Source organism: Robertmurraya massiliosenegalensis JC6 (assembly GCF_000311725.1).
Classification (GTDB): Bacteria; Bacillota; Bacilli; order Bacillales; family Cytobacillaceae; genus Robertmurraya; species Robertmurraya massiliosenegalensis.
The window spans coordinates 152546-172349 of record NZ_HE978516.1 but is presented as its reverse complement, the minus strand read 5'-3'; the positions used below and the strand labels follow the sequence as shown (position 1 = coordinate 172349).

The following is a 19804-nucleotide window of genomic DNA, read 5'->3' as shown; positions in this document are numbered from 1 at the left end:
CGTTGACATGCTAATTTTTACATGATACGATAACATTCGTATTTAATCATGAAAATTTAATAGTGTGCTCTTATCAAGAGAGGTGGAGGGATGTGCCCGATGAAGCCCGGCAACCGTCAAGAAATTGAAATGGTGCCAATTCACACAAAGCATTGCTTTGACAGATGAGAGGAAGGACTTTTTATATTTATGCCTTTCTGCTTGTCTGCAGAAGGGCATTTTTGTGTAATAGCGCTGTTATGAATGAAAAAAGTTGGTGTGCTAAAGCTATAAGTAGCATAATGTCTAACGTTTATAACTTGGTTAACACATAAGAATAATAGGATTTTGAAGTAGGTGAAAAAATTGATTTCCATCCAGAATGTCAAAAAAGTGTACGCTTCTCTTAAGGGGAAAGTTACAGCTGTTGATGATGTCAGCATTGACATAAATGCAGGCGAAATATTTGGTGTTATCGGCTATAGTGGTGCTGGTAAAAGTACACTTATTAGAATGTTGAATGGCCTTGAAATTCCGACAGAAGGGTCCGTTACTGTAGCTGACAAACAAGTATCACGGATTAAAGGTGGGGAACTAAGAAAAGCTCGCCAAGAAATTAGCATGATTTTTCAACATTTTAATTTACTTTGGTCTAGAACGGTTAGAGAAAATATTGCTTTTCCGTTAGAAATTGCAGGTATTCCAAAAGCCCAAAGGCTTAAACGAGTAAATGAATTAATCAAGCTAGTTGGTCTAGAAGGGCGTGAAGATGCCTATCCTTCCCAGCTTAGTGGCGGTCAAAAACAAAGAGTCGGGATTGCCAGAGCACTGGCAAATAATCCGAAAGTTTTACTTTGTGATGAGGCAACTTCGGCACTTGATCCACAAACAACGGATTCGATATTGGACTTATTAGTAGATATTAATAAACGATTAGGCTTAACAATCGTTCTCATTACCCATGAAATGCATGTGATTCGTAAGATATGTCATCGTGTAGCAGTAATGGAAGATGGAAAAGTTGTTGAGACTGGTCGAGTGTTGGAAGTATTTAAGAATCCACAGCAGCAAATAACGAAGCGATTTGTTTCTCAAGTGACTGAGCCTGAGGAGACGAAGGAAACAATTGAACATTTATTAGAGCGCTACCCTCAAGGGACAGTTATCCAATTAGGGTTTGTAGGTGAATCAGCTGAACAACCTCTCATTACGAACTTAATCCGTAATTTTGAGGTCACTGTTAATATTTTGCAGGGGAAGATTTCGCAAACTCAAAATGGTTCCTATGGTACTTTATTCGTCCACATTGATGGAGAAGAACCTGAAGTTTCAAAAGCGATTGCCTATATTAAGTCCCAGCAGGTTGGAGTAGAGGTGATAAAAAATGGTGAATGAGCTCTTTCCAAATGTCAAATGGGATAAAATGTGGGAAGCAACAGAAGAAACATTATATATGACAGGGATTTCGGTCGTTGCTACATTTGTAATAGGCATTATTTTAGGATTATTACTCTTTTTAACTGCGAAGGGGAATATTTGGGAAAATGCATTGGTGAATAAGATTATTAGTGCAGTTGTCAATATTTTCAGGTCGATTCCTTTTATCATCCTGATCGTACTCTTAATCCCGTTCACAAAGTTTTTACTCGGAACGATGATTGGAGAAAATGCCGCATTGCCAGCCTTAATAATTGGGGCAGCTCCCTTTTATGCGAGAATGGTTGAAATTGGCTTAAGAGAAATTGATAAAGGCGTCATTGAAGCAGCAAGATCGATGGGGGCGAAAACGAGTACTATTATCTGGAAGGTTCTACTGCCTGAGTCCATGCCAGCACTTGTTTCTGGGATAACGGTCACAGCCATTGCTCTAGTTGGATATACAGCGATGGCAGGTGTTATTGGTGCAGGAGGGCTTGGAAATCTTGCTTATTTGGAAGGATTCCAGCGTTCTAGAACAGATGTTACCTTAATGGCGACGATCATTATTTTAATTATCGTATTTATCATCCAATTTATTGGTGATGTGATAACAAATAAATTAGACAAGAGATAGGAGTGTTTACAATGAAAAAATGGTTAAGTATTTTTGTACCTTTTGCACTAATTTTATTTTTAGCAGCTTGTGGTACATCAAATGATGAAACAACTGAAGGTGGCAACGCTGATGGTGGAGAGACTAAACCTGAAGAAACAACTACCCTTGTTGTTGGAGCATCAAATGTTCCTCATGCTGAAATTTTAGAAGAAGCGAAGCCAATCCTTGAAGAACAAGGAATTGAACTACAAATCGAAACATTTCAAGACTATGTCCTTCCAAACCAAGCATTAGCTGGTGGAGACTTAGATGCAAACTATTTCCAACACATTCCTTATTTAAATGCACAAATCGAAGAGCATGGCTATGATTTCGTGAATGCAGGTGGTATTCATATTGAGCCAATCGGCGTATATTCAAAGAAATACGATAGTTTAGATGATTTACCAGAAAAAGCACATATTATTATCAGTAGCTCTGTACCAGACCATGGAAGGATTTTATCTCTTCTTGAAAAAGAAGGTCTCATCACTCTTAAAGACGGCGTTGAAAAAACAACTGCAACGATTGATGATATTGTAGATAATCCGAAAAACCTACATTTTGATACAGAATATGAAGCATCACTTCTTCCGCAAATTTATAACAATGACGAAGGCGATGCCGTTCTTATCAATTCAAACTATGCGATTGATGCAGGGTTAAACCCACTTGAAGATTCTATCGCAATTGAAGAAAGCGATTCTCCATATGTGAATGTAATTGCTGTTCGCAGTGGAGACGAAAACAAGGAAGCGATAAAAGCTCTTGTTGAAGTGCTACGTTCTGAAGAAATCCAAAACTTTATTTTGGAAAAATATGAGGGTGCTGTCGTACCAGTATCAGAATAAGTAATTGTGAGCCAGTTCCTTTGTCGGGAGCTGGCTTTTTCGTATTCTCTTTATAAGCATATTGGCAAAATTGTAAGAAAAGTTAACAGCTTTTAAAGGATACTCCTGTATACCGATGCTCAGCAGCAAATATGCTGAATTATCGTTTTTGAGTTAAAGCAAAAGGGATGCTAACATTAAAAACGTATCAAATCACTTGCCTTAAGTGACGTAACACGAAAGGACGGATACTATCAATTATTTTCGTATCTCCCTAAAAAAGGGGGCGAAAACAAAATGACGGCACTTCAAATGAATTACACGAGTGAAATGGAAAAAGCGATGGTAGGAGCTCACCGCGTGAATTATGCTACTTATTGCCACAAACACGAAGTTAGAATGAGAGTGGAAAGAAGACGTGAAAAAGAATACGCTCAAAGTCAACGCATTGTAGCCGATTTGACGAGAAATCAATTACGATAATGAACGCAGCAATTTGCATTGTTAACAAATAATATATAATAAGGAAGAAAAACAAAAACCAGTGTTGTGGCACTGGTTTTTGTTTTCATTGTTTTTTTGAAAGCTAAGAATGTCCTCATAAAGGGGTTCATGATGACAACCTCAGGTGTTTTTTTGGGGAAATAAGAGGTTTATAAGGACAACCATGAGCGACGGGAATCCACTAATCAGAAATGATGTTCATTCTCAATTAGAATATCGATACATACATAATTTTGTTAAGGTAAAAATATATTGAACAAATTTTTTAAACAGTAGTAAATTAGAATCCTAAACGTAACAACTGTGCGGTGTACATATAGCCACTGGAGAGATATTTTTTTGATATATATTAATATTTTTTAACACTGCTAAAGAGTTGCTAACACTTTTCATTTGTTATAAGATTGTAATGAGAATAAAATGAGAATCAACGATTGGCTTAGGCCAGCGAGGATAAAATCTTTCTTTTATATTACGGAGGTATAATTATGGCAGGATCTACTTTATCAATCAAAGACCTTCACGTTTCCATTGAAGGTAAAGAAATATTAAAAGGGGTTAACCTTGAAATTAAAGGTGGAGAAATCCATGCAATCATGGGACCAAATGGTACTGGTAAATCTACTTTATCATCTGCAATTATGGGTCACCCTAAGTATGAAGTAACAAGTGGTAGCATCACATTAGATGGGGAAGACGTATTAGAGATGGAAGTTGATGAGCGTGCTAAAGCTGGTCTATTCCTAGCAATGCAGTACCCAAGTGAAATTAGTGGTGTAACAAATGCAGACTTCTTACGTTCAGCTATTAATGCTCGCCGCGAGGAAGGCGATGAAATTTCTTTAATGAAATTCATCCGTAAGATGGATTCACAGATGGAGTTTTTAGAAATGGATCCAGACATGGCACAACGTTATTTAAACGAAGGATTCTCTGGTGGAGAAAAGAAGCGTAATGAAATTCTTCAGTTAATGATGATCGAACCAAAAATCGCCATTCTTGACGAGATTGACTCTGGTCTAGATATCGATGCATTAAAAGTAGTTTCTAAAGGAATTAATGAAATGCGCAGCCCAGATTTTGGTTGCTTAATCATTACTCACTACCAACGTCTATTGAACTACATCACTCCTGACCATGTCCATGTAATGATGCAAGGTCGTGTTGTTAAATCTGGTGGTCCTGAGCTTGCGCAACGCTTAGAAGCAGAAGGATACGACTGGATCAAAAAAGAACTTGGCATTGAAGACGAAACTGTTGGGCAAGAAGCATAAGTGTTAGGAGGATCGCAATGACTACTGAAATAATATTACCATTTGATAAAGAGTATGTTAGCTCTTTTTCTCAAGAAATGGGAGAACCTGCTTGGTTAACAACTCTTCGTCTAGAGGCACTCGAGAAAGTGGATGCACTTCCTCTCCCTAGACCAGATAAAACTAAAATTGATAAATGGAACTTTACACAATTCGATAAGCATATTGTGAAAAGTGATGATTTCGCTTCATTAAATGATCTTCCAGAAGATGTGAAAGCATTAGTAGACATTGAATCAGGAGATCAAAACCTTTATATTCAACGTAATAATCGTCCTTCCATTCTTACTGTATCAAAGGAACTGCAAGAAAAAGGCGTTATTTTTGTTGATATTTTCACTGCAGCTAGAGAGCATGGAAACCTTTTACAAAAATATTTCATGAACGATGCTGTCAAAGTTAATGAGCATAAATTAACGGCACTACATGCAGCATTTTTAAACGGTGGAGCATTTTTATATGTTCCGAAAAATGTTGAAATCTCATCACCGATTCAATCAGTGTTTATTCATGATGAAAAAGAAGCAAATATGTTCAACCACGTGTTAGTCGTTGCAGAAGATAACAGCTCAGTCACATATGTTGAAAACTATATTTCAACACTTGATTCTGCTGAATGCATCTTCAACATTGTGACAGAAGTGATTGCTGGAACAAATGCAAAAGTACAATATGGAGCTGTTGATACATTAGCAAAAGGAACAACAACTTACGTTAATCGTCGCGGTGTTGCAGGAAGAGATGCTCGTATCGAATGGGCACTTGGATTAATGAATGACGGTAACACAGTTTCAGAGAACGTAACAAATCTTGTTGGTGATGGTTCTTTTGGCGATACGAAGACAGTTGTTGTTGGACGTGGCGAACAGATTCAAAACTTCACAACAAAGGTCGTTCACTTTGGAAAGCACTCTGAAGGATATATCTTAAAGCATGGTGTTATGAAAGATAAAGCAAGCTCTATCTTTAACGGTATTGGAAAAATTGAGCACGGTGCAACGAAGTCAAATGCAGAACAAGAATCTCGTGTTCTCATGTTAAGTGAAGGGGCTCGTGGGGATGCGAACCCAATCCTACTTATCGATGAAGATGATGTAACAGCCGGACATGCTGCATCTGTAGGTCGTGTCGATCCACTTCAACTTTACTACTTAATGAGCCGTGGTATTTCTAAGGCTGAGGCAGAAAGACTTGTTATCCATGGATTCTTAGCACCAGTTGTGAATGTATTACCAATCGAAGGGGTTAAAAATCAACTTCGTGCCGTAATTGAAGGGAAAGTTAAGTAAATGAATATCGAGGATGTTCGTTCATATTTTCCGATTTTAAATCAGGAAGTCAATGGGAACCCCCTTGTTTATTTAGATAGTGCAGCTACTTCTCAAAAACCAGTTCAGGTTATTGAGGCGCTTGAAACGTACTATCGTGAATATAATTCGAATGTTCACCGTGGTGTGCATACACTAGGAACAAGAGCTACAGATGGATACGAAGGCGCAAGGGAAAAGGTAAGAAAGTTTATTCATGCAAAATCTACTGAAGAGATTATTTTTACAAGAGGTACGACTACTGCGTTAAATACTGTCGCAGCAAGCTACGGCAGAGCCAATGTACAACCAGGTGATGAAATTGTCATCACGTACATGGAGCACCATAGCAATATCATTCCTTGGCAGCAACTTGCAAAGGCAACTGGCGCTACGTTGAAATATCTACCATTACAAGAAGACGGAACGATCTTACTTGAGGATGTAAAGGAAGTCATTAATTCCAATACGAAAATTGTTTCCGTAACGATGGTATCGAATGTTCTAGGTGTCATGAACCCGATTAAAGAAATAGCAAAAATTGCCCATGAAAATGGTGCGGTTATGGTCGTGGATGGAGCCCAAGGTGCACCACATATGAACATCGATGTTCAGGATTTAGATTGTGATTTCCTCGGCTTCTCTGCTCATAAAATGTGTGGTCCAACTGGAATTGGGGTACTTTATGGGAAGAAGCATTTATTAGAAAATATGGAGCCAATTGAATTCGGTGGAGAAATGATCGATTTCGTTGACCTCTACGACTCTACTTGGAAAGAGCTACCATGGAAATTTGAAGGTGGAACTCCGATTATTGCAGGAGCTATTGGATTAGGAGCAGCGATTGATTTCTTAAATGAAGTTGGACTTGACAATATTCAAGCTCATGAGCATCGCTTGGCAGCTTATGCATTAGAAAAGATGTCTGCGGTTGAAGGAATGACGATTTACGGTCCCATGGATCCAGATAAACGAGCTGGACTTGTCACATTCAATATTGCAGACGTTCATCCACATGATGTAGCAACTGTTTTAGATGCAGAAGGAATTGCTGTCCGTGCTGGACATCATTGTGCACAACCGCTTATGAAATGGCTGAAAGCATCAGCCACTGCTCGTGCCAGTTTCTATCTGTATAACTCGGAAGAAGATATTGATAAGCTTGTTGCCGGGCTTATCAAAACAAAGGAGTATTTTTCGGATGTCTTCTAATCTTGATCAACTCTACCGTCAAGTCATAATGGATCACTATAAAAATCCTCGTAATAAAGGTGTCTTAGAGGATGATAGTTTAACGATTAATATGAATAACCCAACTTGTGGTGATCGCATTCAATTAACTTTAAAAGTCAATGATGGGATCGTTAACGATGCGAAATTTGAAGGGGAAGGCTGCTCAATTTCGATGTCTTCTGCTTCGATGATGACGCAAGCGATTAAAGGAAAAAAGATTGAGGATGCACTTAAGCTCTCAAAGATTTTCTCTGATATGATGTTGGGAAAAGATTACGATGATGATATCGATTTAGGTGATATCGAAGCACTTCAAGGAGTTGCCAAATTTCCAGCACGTATCAAGTGTGCAACATTAGCTTGGAAAGCGATGGAAAAAGGACTCAAGGAAGATGAACAATAAAAAGAAGTGAGAAAGGGCCAAGAATCATGCCCTTTCCACTTTATAAAGGAGGAAGACTTTCGATGGCTAAAAAAGCGCCTGAGATCGGTGATTATAAATACGGCTTTGCCGACAAAGATGTTTCCATCTTCCGATCAAAACGTGGTCTTACACGTGAGATCGTTGAAGAAATTTCGAAAATGAAGGAAGAGCCTCAATGGATGCTTGACTTCCGGTTAAAATCTTTAGATCACTTTTACAACATGCCAATGCCTCAATGGGGTGGAGATTTAAATTCTCTCAACTTTGATGAGATTACGTATTACGTAAAACCATCTGAAAAAACAGAACGTTCTTGGGATGAGGTTCCAGACGAAATCAAGCAAACATTTGATAAGCTTGGAATTCCAGAAGCAGAACAAAAGTATTTAGCTGGAGTTTCTGCTCAATACGAATCTGAAGTGGTTTACCACAACATGCAGGAAGATCTTGAAGCGCTAGGAATTGTTTTTAAGGATACGGATTCTGCTTTAAGGGAAAACGAAGATATTTTCCGTGAGCATTTTGGAAAAACAATCCCACCTACAGATAATAAATTTGCTGCATTAAACTCAGCTGTTTGGTCTGGTGGATCTTTTATCTACGTTCCAAAAGGTGTGAAGGTTGAAACTCCTTTACAAGCTTACTTCCGTATTAACTCTGAGAATATGGGACAATTCGAACGTACGCTTATCATCGTTGATGAAGGCGCACATGTTCACTATGTTGAAGGTTGTACAGCGCCTGTTTATACAACTAACTCCCTTCACAGTGCGGTTGTTGAGATCGTCATCAAAAAAGATGCTTACTGCCGTTACACAACGATCCAAAACTGGGCGAACAATGTGTATAACCTTGTAACAAAGCGTGCAGTTTGTGATGCCAATGCGACAATGGAATGGATTGATGGTAACATCGGTTCTAAATTAACAATGAAATACCCTGCGGTTATCTTAAAAGGTGAAGGCGCACGTGGTATGACATTATCTATTGCAATCGCTGGTAAAGGCCAACACCAAGATGCTGGAGCAAAAATGTTACACTTAGCACCAAATACTTCTTCAACGATTGTTTCAAAATCTATCTCGAAACAAGGTGGAAAAGTAACCTATCGTGGTATCGTTCACTTCGGACGTAAAGCAGAAGGTGCTCGTTCAAACATCGAGTGTGACACATTAATTATGGATAACAAGTCCACTTCAGATACAATCCCTTACAATGAAATCTTAAATGACAACATCTCATTAGAGCATGAAGCGAAGGTTTCAAAGGTTTCTGAAGAACAATTATTCTACCTTATGAGCCGTGGTATTTCTGAAGAAGAAGCAACTGAAATGATCGTAATGGGCTTCATTGAACCATTTACGAAAGAACTTCCAATGGAATACGCTGTTGAAATGAATCGTTTGATTAAGTTCGAGATGGAAGGTTCCATCGGTTAATGATTATGAAAATCCGCTCAGGGCTAATCTGAGCGGATTTTTGCGTAAAAAAGGAGGCAAGGGGAATTGATCTATATTGGACTTACAGGTTGGGGAGATCACGACAGTCTTTATGATCCTGAATCCTCACCGCGAAATAAATTAACGGACTATGCCTCTTATTTTCCAACTGTGGAAGTGGACTCAAGCTTTTATGCGGTCCAACCATTAAAAAATGCGCAAAAATGGGTCGATGAGACACCGCATGGATTTCAATTTATTGTCAAAGCGTATCAAGGGATGACCGGTCATCAACGGGGAGAAATTCCTTTTGACAATAAAAAGGAAATGTTCCATGCCTTTAAAGATTCATTAACCCCTTATATTGAGGCAAAAAAATTAGCTATGGTGTTGTTTCAATTTCCACCATGGTTTGACTGTAAAAAGGAAAACGTGCAATACTTGAGATGGTGTAAACAGGAGATGGGGGAGATTCCCTGTGCTCTTGAATTCCGTCATCAGTCTTGGTTTTGGCCGGCTTACCATGAAAGTACTCTCGGGTTTATGGAGAAAGAACAGTGGATTCATAGCATTTGTGATGAGCCACAAGCAGGGGATGGCTCTGTGCCGACCGTGTTACGGGCAACAACGAAAGATAAAGTGCTTGTTCGATTTCATGGAAGAAATGTACATGGCTGGCAGAAGCGAACAGATGTGAATTGGCGAGAAGTTCGCTATCTATACCGTTATAATGATAAAGAATTACGTGAGTGGGTTCAGCACTTAAAGCAACTGGAGAAAGAATGCCAAGATGTATACGTCGTCTTTAACAATAATTCTGGTGGCGATGCAGCTGATAATGGCAAGCAATTGATTGAGTTGATGAATATTGAATATGAAAATCTTGCACCGAGACAATTAGATTTATTTTGATGTACAGTCATGTGAGACAATAGGGGATATGTGAAAATGGAATGGTTTGTTTTAATATCAATAGGGTTAGCTGCAGGTACAATCGGTTCACTCATTGGTTTAGGTGGTGGAGTCATTATTGTCCCATCTCTTTTATATTTTAGTATGTATACGAATTTTTTACATAATATTTCACCACAGGTTGCTGTTGGAACTTCTTTAGTAATTATGATTTTTACTGGTCTTTCATCGACACTAGCCTATTTAAAACATAAAACGGTAGATTATAAAAGTGGATTGATCTTTTTCCTTGGGAGTGGCCCGGGTGGAATGGTCGGTGCATGGGTCAATCAGGCCTTGAATATGCAAACATTCAATATCTTTTTTGGGATTTTCATGATTTTTGTTTCAATTTTATTAATGGTGAATAACAAGCTGAAGCCCATGCCATTAAATGCGGATAATGGAATTCACCGGCACTTTACCGATAATCGAGGACGTGAATGGGAGTATGGATTTCGCCCGATGATGGCGATTATCATTGCTTTTTTGGTCGGATTTTCATCTGGATTATTCGGCATTGGAGGCGGGTCTTTAATGGTTCCGGTTATGCTACTCTTATTTATGTTCCCGCCACATGTGGCTGTAGCTACCTCGATGTTTATGATTTTCCTGTCCTCTATTGTAAGTTCAGCTACTCATATTAGCTTAGGAAACATTAATTGGCATTATGCCCTACTTTTGATTCCTGGTGCTTGGGTAGGAGCAAGACTTGGAGCATATATAAATATGAAATTAGCAAGTAAAACGGTTGTACATATCCTTCGCTTCATCTTAATATTGGTCGGTCTACGCTTGATCTATCAAGGGATTACAGGATAAAAGAAGACAATAATCTGTTTACACGCTTTTCCTACTCTCAGCATACAGTATAGGAGAGAGGAAAGGAGCGTTGAAAATGATTGATTTATCGCCGATTAAAATTGAAGATCATACATTTTTAAGCGTATCTGTAGTTCTACCAAAAACAAATCTACTTGTGGTGACAAATGATAAAGGATATATTATGTGCGGTGCATTGGACGTCGCTTTATTAAATGAAAAGCTCAAAGACAGGAAAGTGATCGCAGGTCGAGCGGTCGGAGTAAAGACGATTGAACAGTTATTAGAAGCGCCGCTTGAATCAGTTACTTATGAAGCGGAAGCGCTAGGCATTCACAAAGGTATGATTGGAAAAGATGCATTGTTAAAAATGGTTTAAGTGACTCTATTTTTAGAGAAAAAGTCATCCATGATGGTAAACGGATGACTTTTTGTATATTCTCACATGTTTTGACAAATTGTGCGTAAAAATAGGACTAAAGTCTCATGAAGGGACTATAATGTAAAGGATATGGTAGAATAAAAATAAGGTTATTTTTGTACGGATGGTGGTTTTTGTAGGTGGTCCAAATACTGCGGTCTGCGTTTCATACTTAGTCCAATTTCACGGGAAAAAGATGCAAGCTATAGATCTTCTATTAATTAATGAATGCTTTAAACGGCACAACGTTTGAGAAAAGAGAGCCAATAATAAATAAAAAAGTAGCGGAAATGGAGTTTGAGATGAGATACATAGCAACATCGTCGGTGGAATCTGGGGCCATTCTTGCTCGAACGATCTATAATGATAAAGGTCAGGTCTTGCTTAGTGCAGGTGTCCAGTTACAAGAGAGCCTCATTCAACGGTTATTGAATATTGGGATTCCATTTATATATATAAAGGATTCACGAACAGATGATATCGGTTACAAGGAAGTAATACCTAGAGAATTAAAAACAAAAGCGATTTCATCGATCCAAGATACATTCGAGCAAATAAGAGTCGTGAAGACTTTACCAAGTTCAGTCGTTATTGAAAAATCTTCCCAATCTTTAATGAGTGTAATTCGAGAATTACATACCCAAATCCAGAATAATGATAGCTTACTATCGTTGTTATCTGATGTTTATGCTTATGATGATTACATTTTCACCCATTCGTTTAATGTAACCCTCTATTCTTTAGCGATCGGAAAAGAACTCGGATTTTCGACAAAAGAATTAGAAGTGCTTGGTTTAGGTGCTATCCTTCATGATGTGGGAAAAATGAAAACTCCTACCGATGTTTTGCTTAAGCCAGGGAAGTTAACAGCGGAAGAATTTGAACAAATTAAAAAGCATGCTGAAGATGGCTTCGAAATGTTGCGTAATGTTGCAACGGTTTCATTAATAGTCGCCCATTGTGCCTATCAACATCATGAAAGACTTAATGGTTCTGGATATCCTCGTGGCATAAAAAGAGAAGAGATTCATCCTTATGCAAAAATTATTGCAGTGGCCGATGTTTTTGATGCTGTTACGTCTGATCGGATTTATCGTGGAGCAATGTTACCTCATAATGGACTGGAAATCTTATTTGCCGGAGCTGGTACTCTATTTGACGAAGAAATAGTCAAAGCATTTCGTCGAGCAATTGCCATTTATCCAGTTGGACTTACAGTTGAACTTAGCGATGGACGTAAAGGCGTTGTATCGAAACAAAATATTAATGTCAGTGACCGACCAATTATTAGAATTCTAGAAGAAGAGGGACAAAGCGTCCCGCCTTATGAGATCAACCTAGAAGCAGAACTTTCTGTTGTCATCACGGGCTGTGATACAACATTTCAAAGAAAAGATTCATTTAATTGAGATAGTCCCCCTTTGTACAGCATACATATAGCTTGTAAAGGGGGGATTTTTTTGGCTAAGTTTCGCGGTCGGATACCCCGAAAAGGTCCGTTGCCGTTCAAATATGTCTTACTTCTTACGGTTGTATTCTTTATTTTTTCAACAATAGCTGGGCTCTGGATCATTAATAAAGGCTTGAAGCCGACGCTTATGTCTTATGCAGAATCGCAAACAAGGCAAATTGCTTCTTTGATCATTAATGAAGCTTTATTAGAGCGGTCAGTTGTTGATATTAATGATGTGATCAAAAAGGATACAGAAACCTCTCTCACAAACTTTGATACAGCCAAAATTTATTCCATGCTAAGGGATACAACTAGTTTGATTTTGAATAATATCAAGAAGGCTGAGGATGGCGATTTAGAAGAACTACAGAGGATTTCAGATTTTGAATTTGAACAGATTGAGACAAACAACGGAAAAGGTATCCTCTATTATGTCCCACTAGGGCAAGCTACGAATAACGCATTACTCGGGAATTTGGGGCCGAGAATCCCCGTACAATTCACGGCGATTGGAGACATGGAGTCAAATATCGAAACAGAATTTAAGGAAGTCGGCATTAATAACGTTTATATTGAAGTAATCATCAGATTGAAGGTCAATGTTCAGGTGATTATCCCGTTTGCCACTGAGGTTGCAACATTAGAACAACGTATTCCTATTGCCTTAGGAATATTAGAAGGGGATGTTCCCTTATATTATAATAATGGCGGACAAGAAGCAGTCCCTGCGATCGAATTATCAGTAGACGAATAAGTGATTAAATGTTATAGTAAAAACATAATTTCATAAACCTTATCATTTCGGTGGGGTAGAGGTGCATAATTTAAAAGTAGGCTATGTGAGGATGACAACGTTGAGCATAGCTAAAAGGAAATTGTGCCGAAGTAATAGAGTTGTGTCAGCGACTTATTACTGGGGTTACTTTGAATAAGAGTAACACTGTCATTATGGGATATCCATAATGGGGAGCTACAGGTCGGATGGAGAAACGAATTACTACAACAAAGAGTAATGGTAGAGTTTTTCTATCGTTACTCTTTTTTTGTTTTATATTGGACCATCTGCATTGATTTCACAGTGTACGAAGACTAATTAAAAAACGAATTCTTAGCATACTTCACATGATGAAGTGTCTGAGGGAATTAATTTCTAATCGCCATTCTTCATGGAATATTCGTTTTTTAACTATAAGCGTACATGACGAAATTGATGAATTATTCATTCATGTACAAGCTCCCTCTAATTTCAGAGGAGGAAGAAACATGTCAAACACGATTTTTTCATTAATACCCCCGATCGTAGCCATCTTAATGGTTATTTTAACGAGAAGGGTACTGTTGTCATTAGGAGTGGGGATTGTTGCTGCTGCATTCCTACTAGCAGAGTTTCAGATTGGAGAAACCTTGCAAATTACATTTGAGGCAGTTAAAGGAATATTTATCTCTGATGGGGAACTGAATACTTGGAATGTGTATATCATTCTTTTCCTACTCATTTTGGGAATCATTACAGCATTCATCTCCATTTCCGGTGGAAGTCGTGCCTTCGGTAAGTGGGCGATGAAGCGTGTGAAAACTAGAGTAGGTGCTCAACTTGTCGGCGCCGTTCTAGGGATCGTTATTTTTATTGACGACTATTTTAATGCACTTGCTGTAGGGCAAATATCAAGACCGATTACAGATGGTCAAAAAGTTTCTAGAGCAAAACTTGCATATTTAATCGATTCTACTTCTGCACCTGTGTGTGTCATTTCACCTATTTCAAGCTGGGGAGCTTATATTATTGCGATTATTGGGTCTATTTTCACAGCCCATCAAATTACGGAATATACACCTTTCTCAGCCTTTATTCAAATGATACCGATGAATTTATATGTATGGGTATCTTTTGCAATAGTTTTCCTTGTGATATATCGAAATATTAATATAGGTCAGATGAAGCTACATGAAGAAAGAGCGATTTCAAGCGGTCAGTTGTACGATCCAGAAAAAACGATTCCTGGTGAGTTGAAAGAGGATTTACCTGTCAGCTCAACAGGCACTGTAGGTGACCTAGTATGGCCGATTGTCGCACTTATAATTGGAACTGTTGGTTCTATGCTTTGGACTGGTGCGAATGCGATAGAAGGAAAGGCAACCATTCTTGCTATTTTTGAAAATACAGATGTTTCAGCTTCTCTACTCTATGGGGGATTAATTGGTTTAGTAGTTACGATTCTGATGTATATTCGCCAAGTGAAGATTAAAGAAGGCGTATCAGGCAAAACGTTTTCAATTGGAATTATTGAAGGGTTAAAGTCCATGTTGCCAGCTGTATATATTCTTTTATTTGCTTGGGCCATCGTCGATCTTATTGGTCAACTTGAAACAGGTAAGTATTTGGCAAGTATTGTGGAGAGCTCACAAATGAATACGGCATTCCTACCGGTTATTCTTTTCGTGATTGCTGGAATTATGGCTTTTTCAACGGGAACATCTTGGGGATCATTCGGGATTCTATTACCGATTGCTGGAGAGATTGCCGTTTCAACAGATGTTGCTTTACTATTGCCGGCAATGGCTGCTGTTTTAGCTGGGGCGGTATTCGGAGACCATTGTTCTCCTATTTCTGATACAACGATTCTATCATCTACTGGTGCTGGATCAAATCATATGGATCATGTATTGACGCAATTGCCATATGCCATTATTTCAGCCGCTATTGCAGCTGTTGGCTATGTTTTGATCGGGTTTACTGGAAGTACGATCATTGCTCTTGTCACAGTTGCCATTCTTTTAGTCGTGTTTTATTTCCTGTTAGGCAAAAAAACACAAGTACATGAATAGAAATTAAGGAGACGATACTTTTTCGTCTTCTTTTTTTGTCTATAAAAGAATAGACTTATTAAGAGAGGCAAGTTGTATGAAAATAAGTTTATTGCGATAATAATTGACTGAAAAAATATTTTTTTAAAAAAATTATTACTTTTCCTAAAATAATGTTTTGACAGATGAAAAAAAACTAGCTATACTAGCTTTAGTTATAATAAATAATCTGAAAATATAAAAAGTTTCCATTCTTCATTGAATTAGGGAAAAAGGATGGATACGCATGGGGAGGTAGAAAGGACTATGGAAAATCGTCCGCAATGGGGAACTAGAGCAGGCTTTATCTTAGCTGCCATTGGTTCTGCTGTAGGACTAGGAAACATTTGGCGTTTTCCTGCTACAGCATATGAAAATGGTGGGGGAGCATTTTTTATCCCGTACTTATTCGCATTATTAACAGCTGGGATTCCATTGCTTATTATGGAATTTACACTCGGACATAAATATCGCGGCTCTGCACCATTAACATTTGCCAGAATGAATAAAAAAGCGGAGTGGCTTGGCTGGTGGCAAGTGGCTATTTCATTCGTAATTGCAACTTATTATGCAGTTATTATTGCTTGGGCATTATCTTATACGATTTTTTCCATTAATCAAAAATGGGGAAATGACACGGTTGGGTTCCTTGTCGGGGATTACCTGCAAACAGCAGATCCAGGTGTAGTTGGTGGCATTGTTCCAGGTGTATTCATTCCATTAATCATTGTTTGGGCGATTACACTCGGTGTTTTATTTAAAGGGATTAAAAAAGGGATTGAAATTGCAAACAGAATTATGATTCCAGCACTTGTTATCTTATTCCTTATTATCGTAATTCGAGCTGTAACATTAGATGGAGCTGCAGCAGGTCTTGATGCATTCTTCAAGCCTGATTGGAGCCAGATCGCCAATTCCAAGGTTTGGGTAGCCGCTTATGGGCAAATTTTCTTCAGTTTATCGATTGCCTTTGCGATTATGATTACGTATTCGAGTTATTTACCGAAGAAAACAGATATTACGAATAATGCCTTTATTACAGGCTTAGCGAATTCAAGTGTAGAATTACTTGCAGGTATCGGTGTATTTGCAGCCCTTGGATTTATGGCCGCAAATGCAGGAGTACCAGTTGATGAAGTGGTACAAGGTGGAGTTCTATTAGCCTTTGCTGTCTTCCCGGAAATTATTAATCAATTTCCAGCCTTTAATGGATTCTTTGGTTCCTTATTCTTTATCTGCTTAACACTTGCCGGACTTTCTTCTTTAATCTCTATCGTAGAAACTTTTGTAGCTGGGGTAGAAGATAAGTTTAAAGTTTCCCGCACAAAGTCTGTTGCAATCGGTGGAGGATTAGCAGCTTTAATTTCTATTTTATTTGCGACTAAAGGCGGGTTGAACTTCTTAGATGCAGCCGATTACTTTATCAACCAATTCGGTGTTGCGTTAGCAGGTCTTGTCGAGGTTATCATCGTTGCTTGGGTATTGAGAGAACTTAAGAATATTCAAGACCATGCAAACAGCATGTCTGACATCCAGATTGGCACATGGTGGAGAATAAGTTTAGGTATTATTACTCCGATTGTACTCGGGGTAATGATGGTTCAAAACATAATTACAAATATTAAAGAGAATTATGCTGGTTATCCGACAAATTTTATTATTTACTCTGGTTGGGTGGTAGCAGGAGCAGCTATTATTATAGGCTTCATTTTTGCCGCATTTAAATGGCAAAAAGGTACATTATCATTACCAGAACAAAAGGGGGTCTCTAAATAATGTCAGCAAGTTCAATTGTGATGATGATTGTTGGAATGGTCATTATTTGGGGAGGCTTAGGTGCAAGTATCCTCCATGCAGTGAAAAAATCAAAAGAAGCAAAATAAAAATAATGCAAAAAATCGGCAAGAGGTGATAAAACCTCTTGCCGAATTTTTGTCTTAAAAACAGACGGTGTCTAACGAGATTTTTGTCGTTCTTGTCTTTCCCAAAGTCGTAAGTGTGGATACGGGTCAAATGACCATTCTGTATATCCGTTATCTTTATACATTCCATAGTGAAGGTGAGGAGGGAATTTTCCCGATGTTCCAGGTGGTCCATAACCTGAACTCCCCACACCACCAATCACCATTCCTGGCTCAACGATTTGACCGAGTTTTAGCTCTTTTGCAAATCCGCTCAGATGTGCAAAATAGTGATAGTTATTATTCACATCACGAATTCCAACTCTCCATCCTCCGTAACGGTTCCATCCTTTCATCTCCACGATTCCATATGAGGTCGCTCTCACAGGCACTCCATAATCAGCAAATATATCCGTTCCTTCATGAATTCTCCGACCACCCCAACCGCGAGCATCTCCCCACGTATTTTTATAGCTATGATTGCTTCTTAATGGAAGGGGAAAAGCATGGCCTTCGAGATCAATTCGTCCAAAATGCTTATATATTTTTGCCTTATCAATGATAATCCCAACGGTCTTATCACGCTTAAAATAATCCCATAAGGCAATTTTGATATTATCATGATCGACTCCATAGGTTAGAAGGTATTGGGCAAATGCATGAATAACATCCTCTTCATTATTAATGTCAGCTTTTCCATCTCCATTGCCATCATAGCCCAACCCGTTAAAAAATTTGATCGAAGTGGGATTTTGATCGTTAAGATTTGGATTCAATAAACCTACCCATTCTTCCGGCTTAAAATAAATGCCGATAATGCCATCTGTATCTGGAAGATCACGTCTCGCATTACGAATATTACGTTCATACTGGTCGACCGCAGCGATGTAATACCAAGGAATATTCGTTACTGCCTCTACTTTTTTATAAAGTATCATTCTTTGCTTATATATATCTTCTTCCTTTTCCGCATGTACAGGTATTGTGCTGATAAGTAGGGAAAGTATCATGATAGGTAAAAATAATCGAAAATACCGCACAAGAATCCTCCTCTAAAAAATTGTCGTTTCCGAGCTATCCCGATAGTTAAGGAGTCAGTATAATGTCAATAAAGTTGCTACTCGTTTATTCACATAACTTAGTTTGTGACAATGGTTGGAATAAATAAATATCAATAATTGGTAATCTTATGAACCATCATTTTCCAATAGGAACAACTTTCTTGTCTGTGCTACTAAGAATATGATACAGTGACATGAGTGGTAGTTTTGATACATATTGAACACTGATCATTAAAGGGATGGTGTATTAAATTGAGTCAGAAGCAGGAACAATTACGTAAACCTGAGTGGTTAAAAATAAAGTTGAATACAAATGAGAATTACACAGGCTTGAAAAAAATGATGCGTGAGAAAAGCCTTCATACCGTTTGTGAAGAAGCGAAATGTCCTAATATTCATGAATGCTGGGCTGTAAGAAGAACAGCAACCTTTATGATTTTAGGAGATACATGTACAAGAGCTTGTCGTTTCTGTGCAGTTAAAACAGGTCTGCCGACAGAGCTTGATTTGCAAGAACCCGAGAGAGTAGCTGATTCCGTAGCTCTAATGAATTTAAAACACGTGGTTGTGACTGCGGTGGCACGCGATGATTTAAAGGATGGGGGAGCAGCTGTATTTGCTGAAACCGTTAGAGCGATTCGAAGAAAAAGTCCTTTTACAAGTATTGAGGTACTGCCATCTGATATGGGTGGTGTGTATGAAAATCTTGAAACATTAATGAATGCAAAGCCAGATATCTTAAACCACAATATTGAAACGGTAAAGAGATTGACACCAAGAGTCCGTGCTCGCGCAAAATATGAACGTTCTTTAGAATTTTTAAAGCGTGCCAAGGACATGAATCCGGACATCCCGACAAAATCAAGCTTAATGATTGGTTTAGGGGAAACGAAGGAAGAAATTATCGAAACAATGGATGATTTACGTGCGAATGACGTTGATATCATGACGATCGGACAATATTTACAACCGACGAAAAAACATCTGCCGGTTATCAAATATTATCATCCAGATGAGTTCCAAGAACTTAAAGAAATTGCTTTAAGTAAAGGATTTAGTCATTGTGAAGCAGGTCCGCTCGTTCGTTCTTCTTATCATGCTGATGAGCAAGTAAATGAAGCAACTAAGCATAAACAAATGCTTGCAGAACAACAAGCGAAAGAAGCATAAATAGCAAGGGGCTGGCTGAAACGTCAGCCCCTTTTCAGCAGAGAGCAAGAGTACAGTGGGAAAATAGACGGAGAAATT

The 19804-nt window shown here is 38.4% G+C and carries 19 protein-coding genes and 2 riboswitches; of the genes, 18 read left to right on the top strand and 1 reads right to left on the bottom strand.

The window, feature by feature from the left end; genetic code table 11:
- Nucleotides 1-67 precede the first annotated feature (67 nt).
- A riboswitch (SAM riboswitch) is annotated at nt 68-171 on the top strand.
- A 174-nt stretch (nt 172-345) separates the two neighbouring features.
- The 17 genes from BMSHG_RS19725 to BMSHG_RS27800 all read left to right on the top strand — a co-directional run bounded on the left by BMSHG_RS19725 (nt 346) and on the right by BMSHG_RS27800 (nt 17477).
- Nucleotides 346-1374 (top strand): methionine ABC transporter ATP-binding protein, encoded by a 1029-nt coding sequence (locus tag BMSHG_RS19725; protein WP_019156198.1) that lies wholly within the window; start codon nt 346-348, stop codon nt 1372-1374.
- Nucleotides 1364-2032, top strand: a complete 669-nt coding sequence (locus BMSHG_RS19720; RefSeq protein ID WP_019156197.1) for a methionine ABC transporter permease — start codon at nt 1364-1366, stop codon at nt 2030-2032. The genes BMSHG_RS19725 and BMSHG_RS19720 overlap by 11 nt, the downstream gene beginning before the upstream one ends.
- A gap of 11 nt (nt 2033-2043) precedes the next feature.
- Nucleotides 2044-2904 (top strand): MetQ/NlpA family ABC transporter substrate-binding protein, encoded by an 861-nt coding sequence (locus tag BMSHG_RS19715; protein ID WP_019156196.1) that lies wholly within the window; start codon nt 2044-2046, stop codon nt 2902-2904.
- A gap of 276 nt (nt 2905-3180) precedes the next feature.
- Nucleotides 3181-3366, top strand: coding sequence for a hypothetical protein (locus BMSHG_RS28615; RefSeq protein ID WP_019156195.1), 186 nt, complete (start codon nt 3181-3183; stop codon nt 3364-3366).
- Between the two features lie 509 nt (nt 3367-3875).
- The gene (gene sufC, locus BMSHG_RS19705; RefSeq protein WP_019156194.1) at nt 3876-4661 is read left to right on the top strand and encodes a Fe-S cluster assembly ATPase SufC; all 786 of its coding nucleotides are present in this window, start codon (nt 3876-3878) and stop codon (nt 4659-4661) included.
- Between the two features lie 17 nt (nt 4662-4678).
- Nucleotides 4679-5989, top strand: a complete 1311-nt coding sequence (gene sufD / locus BMSHG_RS19700) for a Fe-S cluster assembly protein SufD (protein ID WP_019156193.1) — start codon at nt 4679-4681, stop codon at nt 5987-5989.
- Nucleotides 5990-7219, top strand: a complete 1230-nt coding sequence (locus BMSHG_RS19695; protein WP_019156192.1) for a cysteine desulfurase — start codon at nt 5990-5992, stop codon at nt 7217-7219.
- Entirely contained in the window at nt 7209-7643 is a 435-nt protein-coding gene (gene sufU / locus BMSHG_RS19690) for a Fe-S cluster assembly sulfur transfer protein SufU (protein ID WP_019156191.1), read from the top strand. Before BMSHG_RS19695 ends, sufU begins: the two co-directional genes overlap by 11 nt.
- Before the next feature lie 62 nt (nt 7644-7705).
- Nucleotides 7706-9103 (top strand): Fe-S cluster assembly protein SufB, encoded by a 1398-nt coding sequence (sufB, locus tag BMSHG_RS19685; RefSeq protein WP_019156190.1) that lies wholly within the window; start codon nt 7706-7708, stop codon nt 9101-9103.
- A 66-nt stretch (nt 9104-9169) separates the two neighbouring features.
- A complete protein-coding gene (locus tag BMSHG_RS19680) occupies nt 9170-10015 on the top strand; it encodes a DUF72 domain-containing protein (protein ID WP_019156189.1) in 846 nt (281 codons plus the stop codon).
- Between the two features lie 36 nt (nt 10016-10051).
- Nucleotides 10052-10876 (top strand): sulfite exporter TauE/SafE family protein, encoded by an 825-nt coding sequence (locus BMSHG_RS19675; RefSeq protein WP_019156188.1) that lies wholly within the window; start codon nt 10052-10054, stop codon nt 10874-10876.
- A gap of 76 nt (nt 10877-10952) precedes the next feature.
- A complete protein-coding gene (locus BMSHG_RS19670) occupies nt 10953-11255 on the top strand; it encodes a YunC family protein (protein WP_019156187.1) in 303 nt (100 codons plus the stop codon).
- A gap of 344 nt (nt 11256-11599) precedes the next feature.
- Nucleotides 11600-12706 (top strand): HD-GYP domain-containing protein, encoded by a 1107-nt coding sequence (locus BMSHG_RS19665; protein ID WP_026073548.1) that lies wholly within the window; start codon nt 11600-11602, stop codon nt 12704-12706.
- A 51-nt stretch (nt 12707-12757) separates the two neighbouring features.
- Complete coding sequence (gene yunB, locus BMSHG_RS19660) at nt 12758-13504, top strand: sporulation protein YunB (RefSeq protein WP_019156185.1); 747 nt, start codon at nt 12758-12760, stop codon at nt 13502-13504.
- A 48-nt stretch (nt 13505-13552) separates the two neighbouring features.
- A riboswitch (Lysine riboswitch) is annotated at nt 13553-13731 on the top strand.
- A 282-nt stretch (nt 13732-14013) separates the two neighbouring features.
- Complete coding sequence (locus BMSHG_RS19655; protein WP_019156184.1) at nt 14014-15576, top strand: Na+/H+ antiporter NhaC family protein; 1563 nt, start codon at nt 14014-14016, stop codon at nt 15574-15576.
- A 285-nt stretch (nt 15577-15861) separates the two neighbouring features.
- A complete protein-coding gene (locus BMSHG_RS19650; RefSeq protein WP_019156183.1) occupies nt 15862-17370 on the top strand; it encodes a sodium-dependent transporter in 1509 nt (502 codons plus the stop codon).
- Nucleotides 17370-17477, top strand: a complete 108-nt coding sequence (locus BMSHG_RS27800; protein WP_019156182.1) for a methionine/alanine import family NSS transporter small subunit — start codon at nt 17370-17372, stop codon at nt 17475-17477. The genes BMSHG_RS19650 and BMSHG_RS27800 overlap by 1 nt, the downstream gene beginning before the upstream one ends.
- Before the next feature lie 71 nt (nt 17478-17548).
- On the opposite strand, the gene BMSHG_RS19640 is transcribed toward BMSHG_RS27800, so the two are convergent.
- Complete coding sequence (locus tag BMSHG_RS19640) at nt 17549-18505, bottom strand: M23 family metallopeptidase (RefSeq protein ID WP_034659189.1); 957 nt, start codon at nt 18503-18505, stop codon at nt 17549-17551.
- 303 nt (nt 18506-18808) lie between these two features.
- Between BMSHG_RS19640 and lipA the strand changes: the two genes are divergently transcribed.
- On the top strand, nt 18809-19726 hold the full coding sequence (gene lipA / locus BMSHG_RS19635; RefSeq protein ID WP_019156180.1) for a lipoyl synthase: 918 nt from the start codon (nt 18809-18811) through the stop codon (nt 19724-19726).
- Nucleotides 19727-19804: the final 78 nt, after the last annotated feature.

What these genes read in the sequence shown, in the direction of transcription:
- BMSHG_RS19670 (WP_019156187.1), top strand. Translation starts at nt 10,953, where the DNA reads ATGATTGATTTATCGCCGATTAAAATTGAAGATCATACATTTTTAAGC.
- BMSHG_RS19695 (WP_019156192.1), top strand. Translation starts at nt 5,990, where the DNA reads ATGAATATCGAGGATGTTCGTTCATATTTTCCGATTTTAAATCAGGAA.
- sufB (WP_019156190.1), top strand. Translation starts at nt 7,706, where the DNA reads ATGGCTAAAAAAGCGCCTGAGATCGGTGATTATAAATACGGCTTTGCC.
- BMSHG_RS19675 (WP_019156188.1), top strand. Translation starts at nt 10,052, where the DNA reads ATGGAATGGTTTGTTTTAATATCAATAGGGTTAGCTGCAGGTACAATC.
- BMSHG_RS19665 (WP_026073548.1), top strand. Translation starts at nt 11,600, where the DNA reads ATGAGATACATAGCAACATCGTCGGTGGAATCTGGGGCCATTCTTGCT.
- sufU (WP_019156191.1), top strand. Translation starts at nt 7,209, where the DNA reads ATGTCTTCTAATCTTGATCAACTCTACCGTCAAGTCATAATGGATCAC.
- BMSHG_RS27800 (WP_019156182.1), top strand. Translation starts at nt 17,370, where the DNA reads ATGTCAGCAAGTTCAATTGTGATGATGATTGTTGGAATGGTCATTATT.
- BMSHG_RS19650 (WP_019156183.1), top strand. Translation starts at nt 15,862, where the DNA reads ATGGAAAATCGTCCGCAATGGGGAACTAGAGCAGGCTTTATCTTAGCT.
- BMSHG_RS19640 (WP_034659189.1), bottom strand. Translation starts at nt 18,505, where the DNA reads ATGATACTTTCCCTACTTATCAGCACAATACCTGTACATGCGGAAAAG.
- BMSHG_RS19720 (WP_019156197.1), top strand. Translation starts at nt 1,364, where the DNA reads ATGGTGAATGAGCTCTTTCCAAATGTCAAATGGGATAAAATGTGGGAA.
- BMSHG_RS19655 (WP_019156184.1), top strand. Translation starts at nt 14,014, where the DNA reads ATGTCAAACACGATTTTTTCATTAATACCCCCGATCGTAGCCATCTTA.
- sufD (WP_019156193.1), top strand. Translation starts at nt 4,679, where the DNA reads ATGACTACTGAAATAATATTACCATTTGATAAAGAGTATGTTAGCTCT.
- BMSHG_RS28615 (WP_019156195.1), top strand. Translation starts at nt 3,181, where the DNA reads ATGACGGCACTTCAAATGAATTACACGAGTGAAATGGAAAAAGCGATG.
- sufC (WP_019156194.1), top strand. Translation starts at nt 3,876, where the DNA reads ATGGCAGGATCTACTTTATCAATCAAAGACCTTCACGTTTCCATTGAA.
- BMSHG_RS19715 (WP_019156196.1), top strand. Translation starts at nt 2,044, where the DNA reads ATGAAAAAATGGTTAAGTATTTTTGTACCTTTTGCACTAATTTTATTT.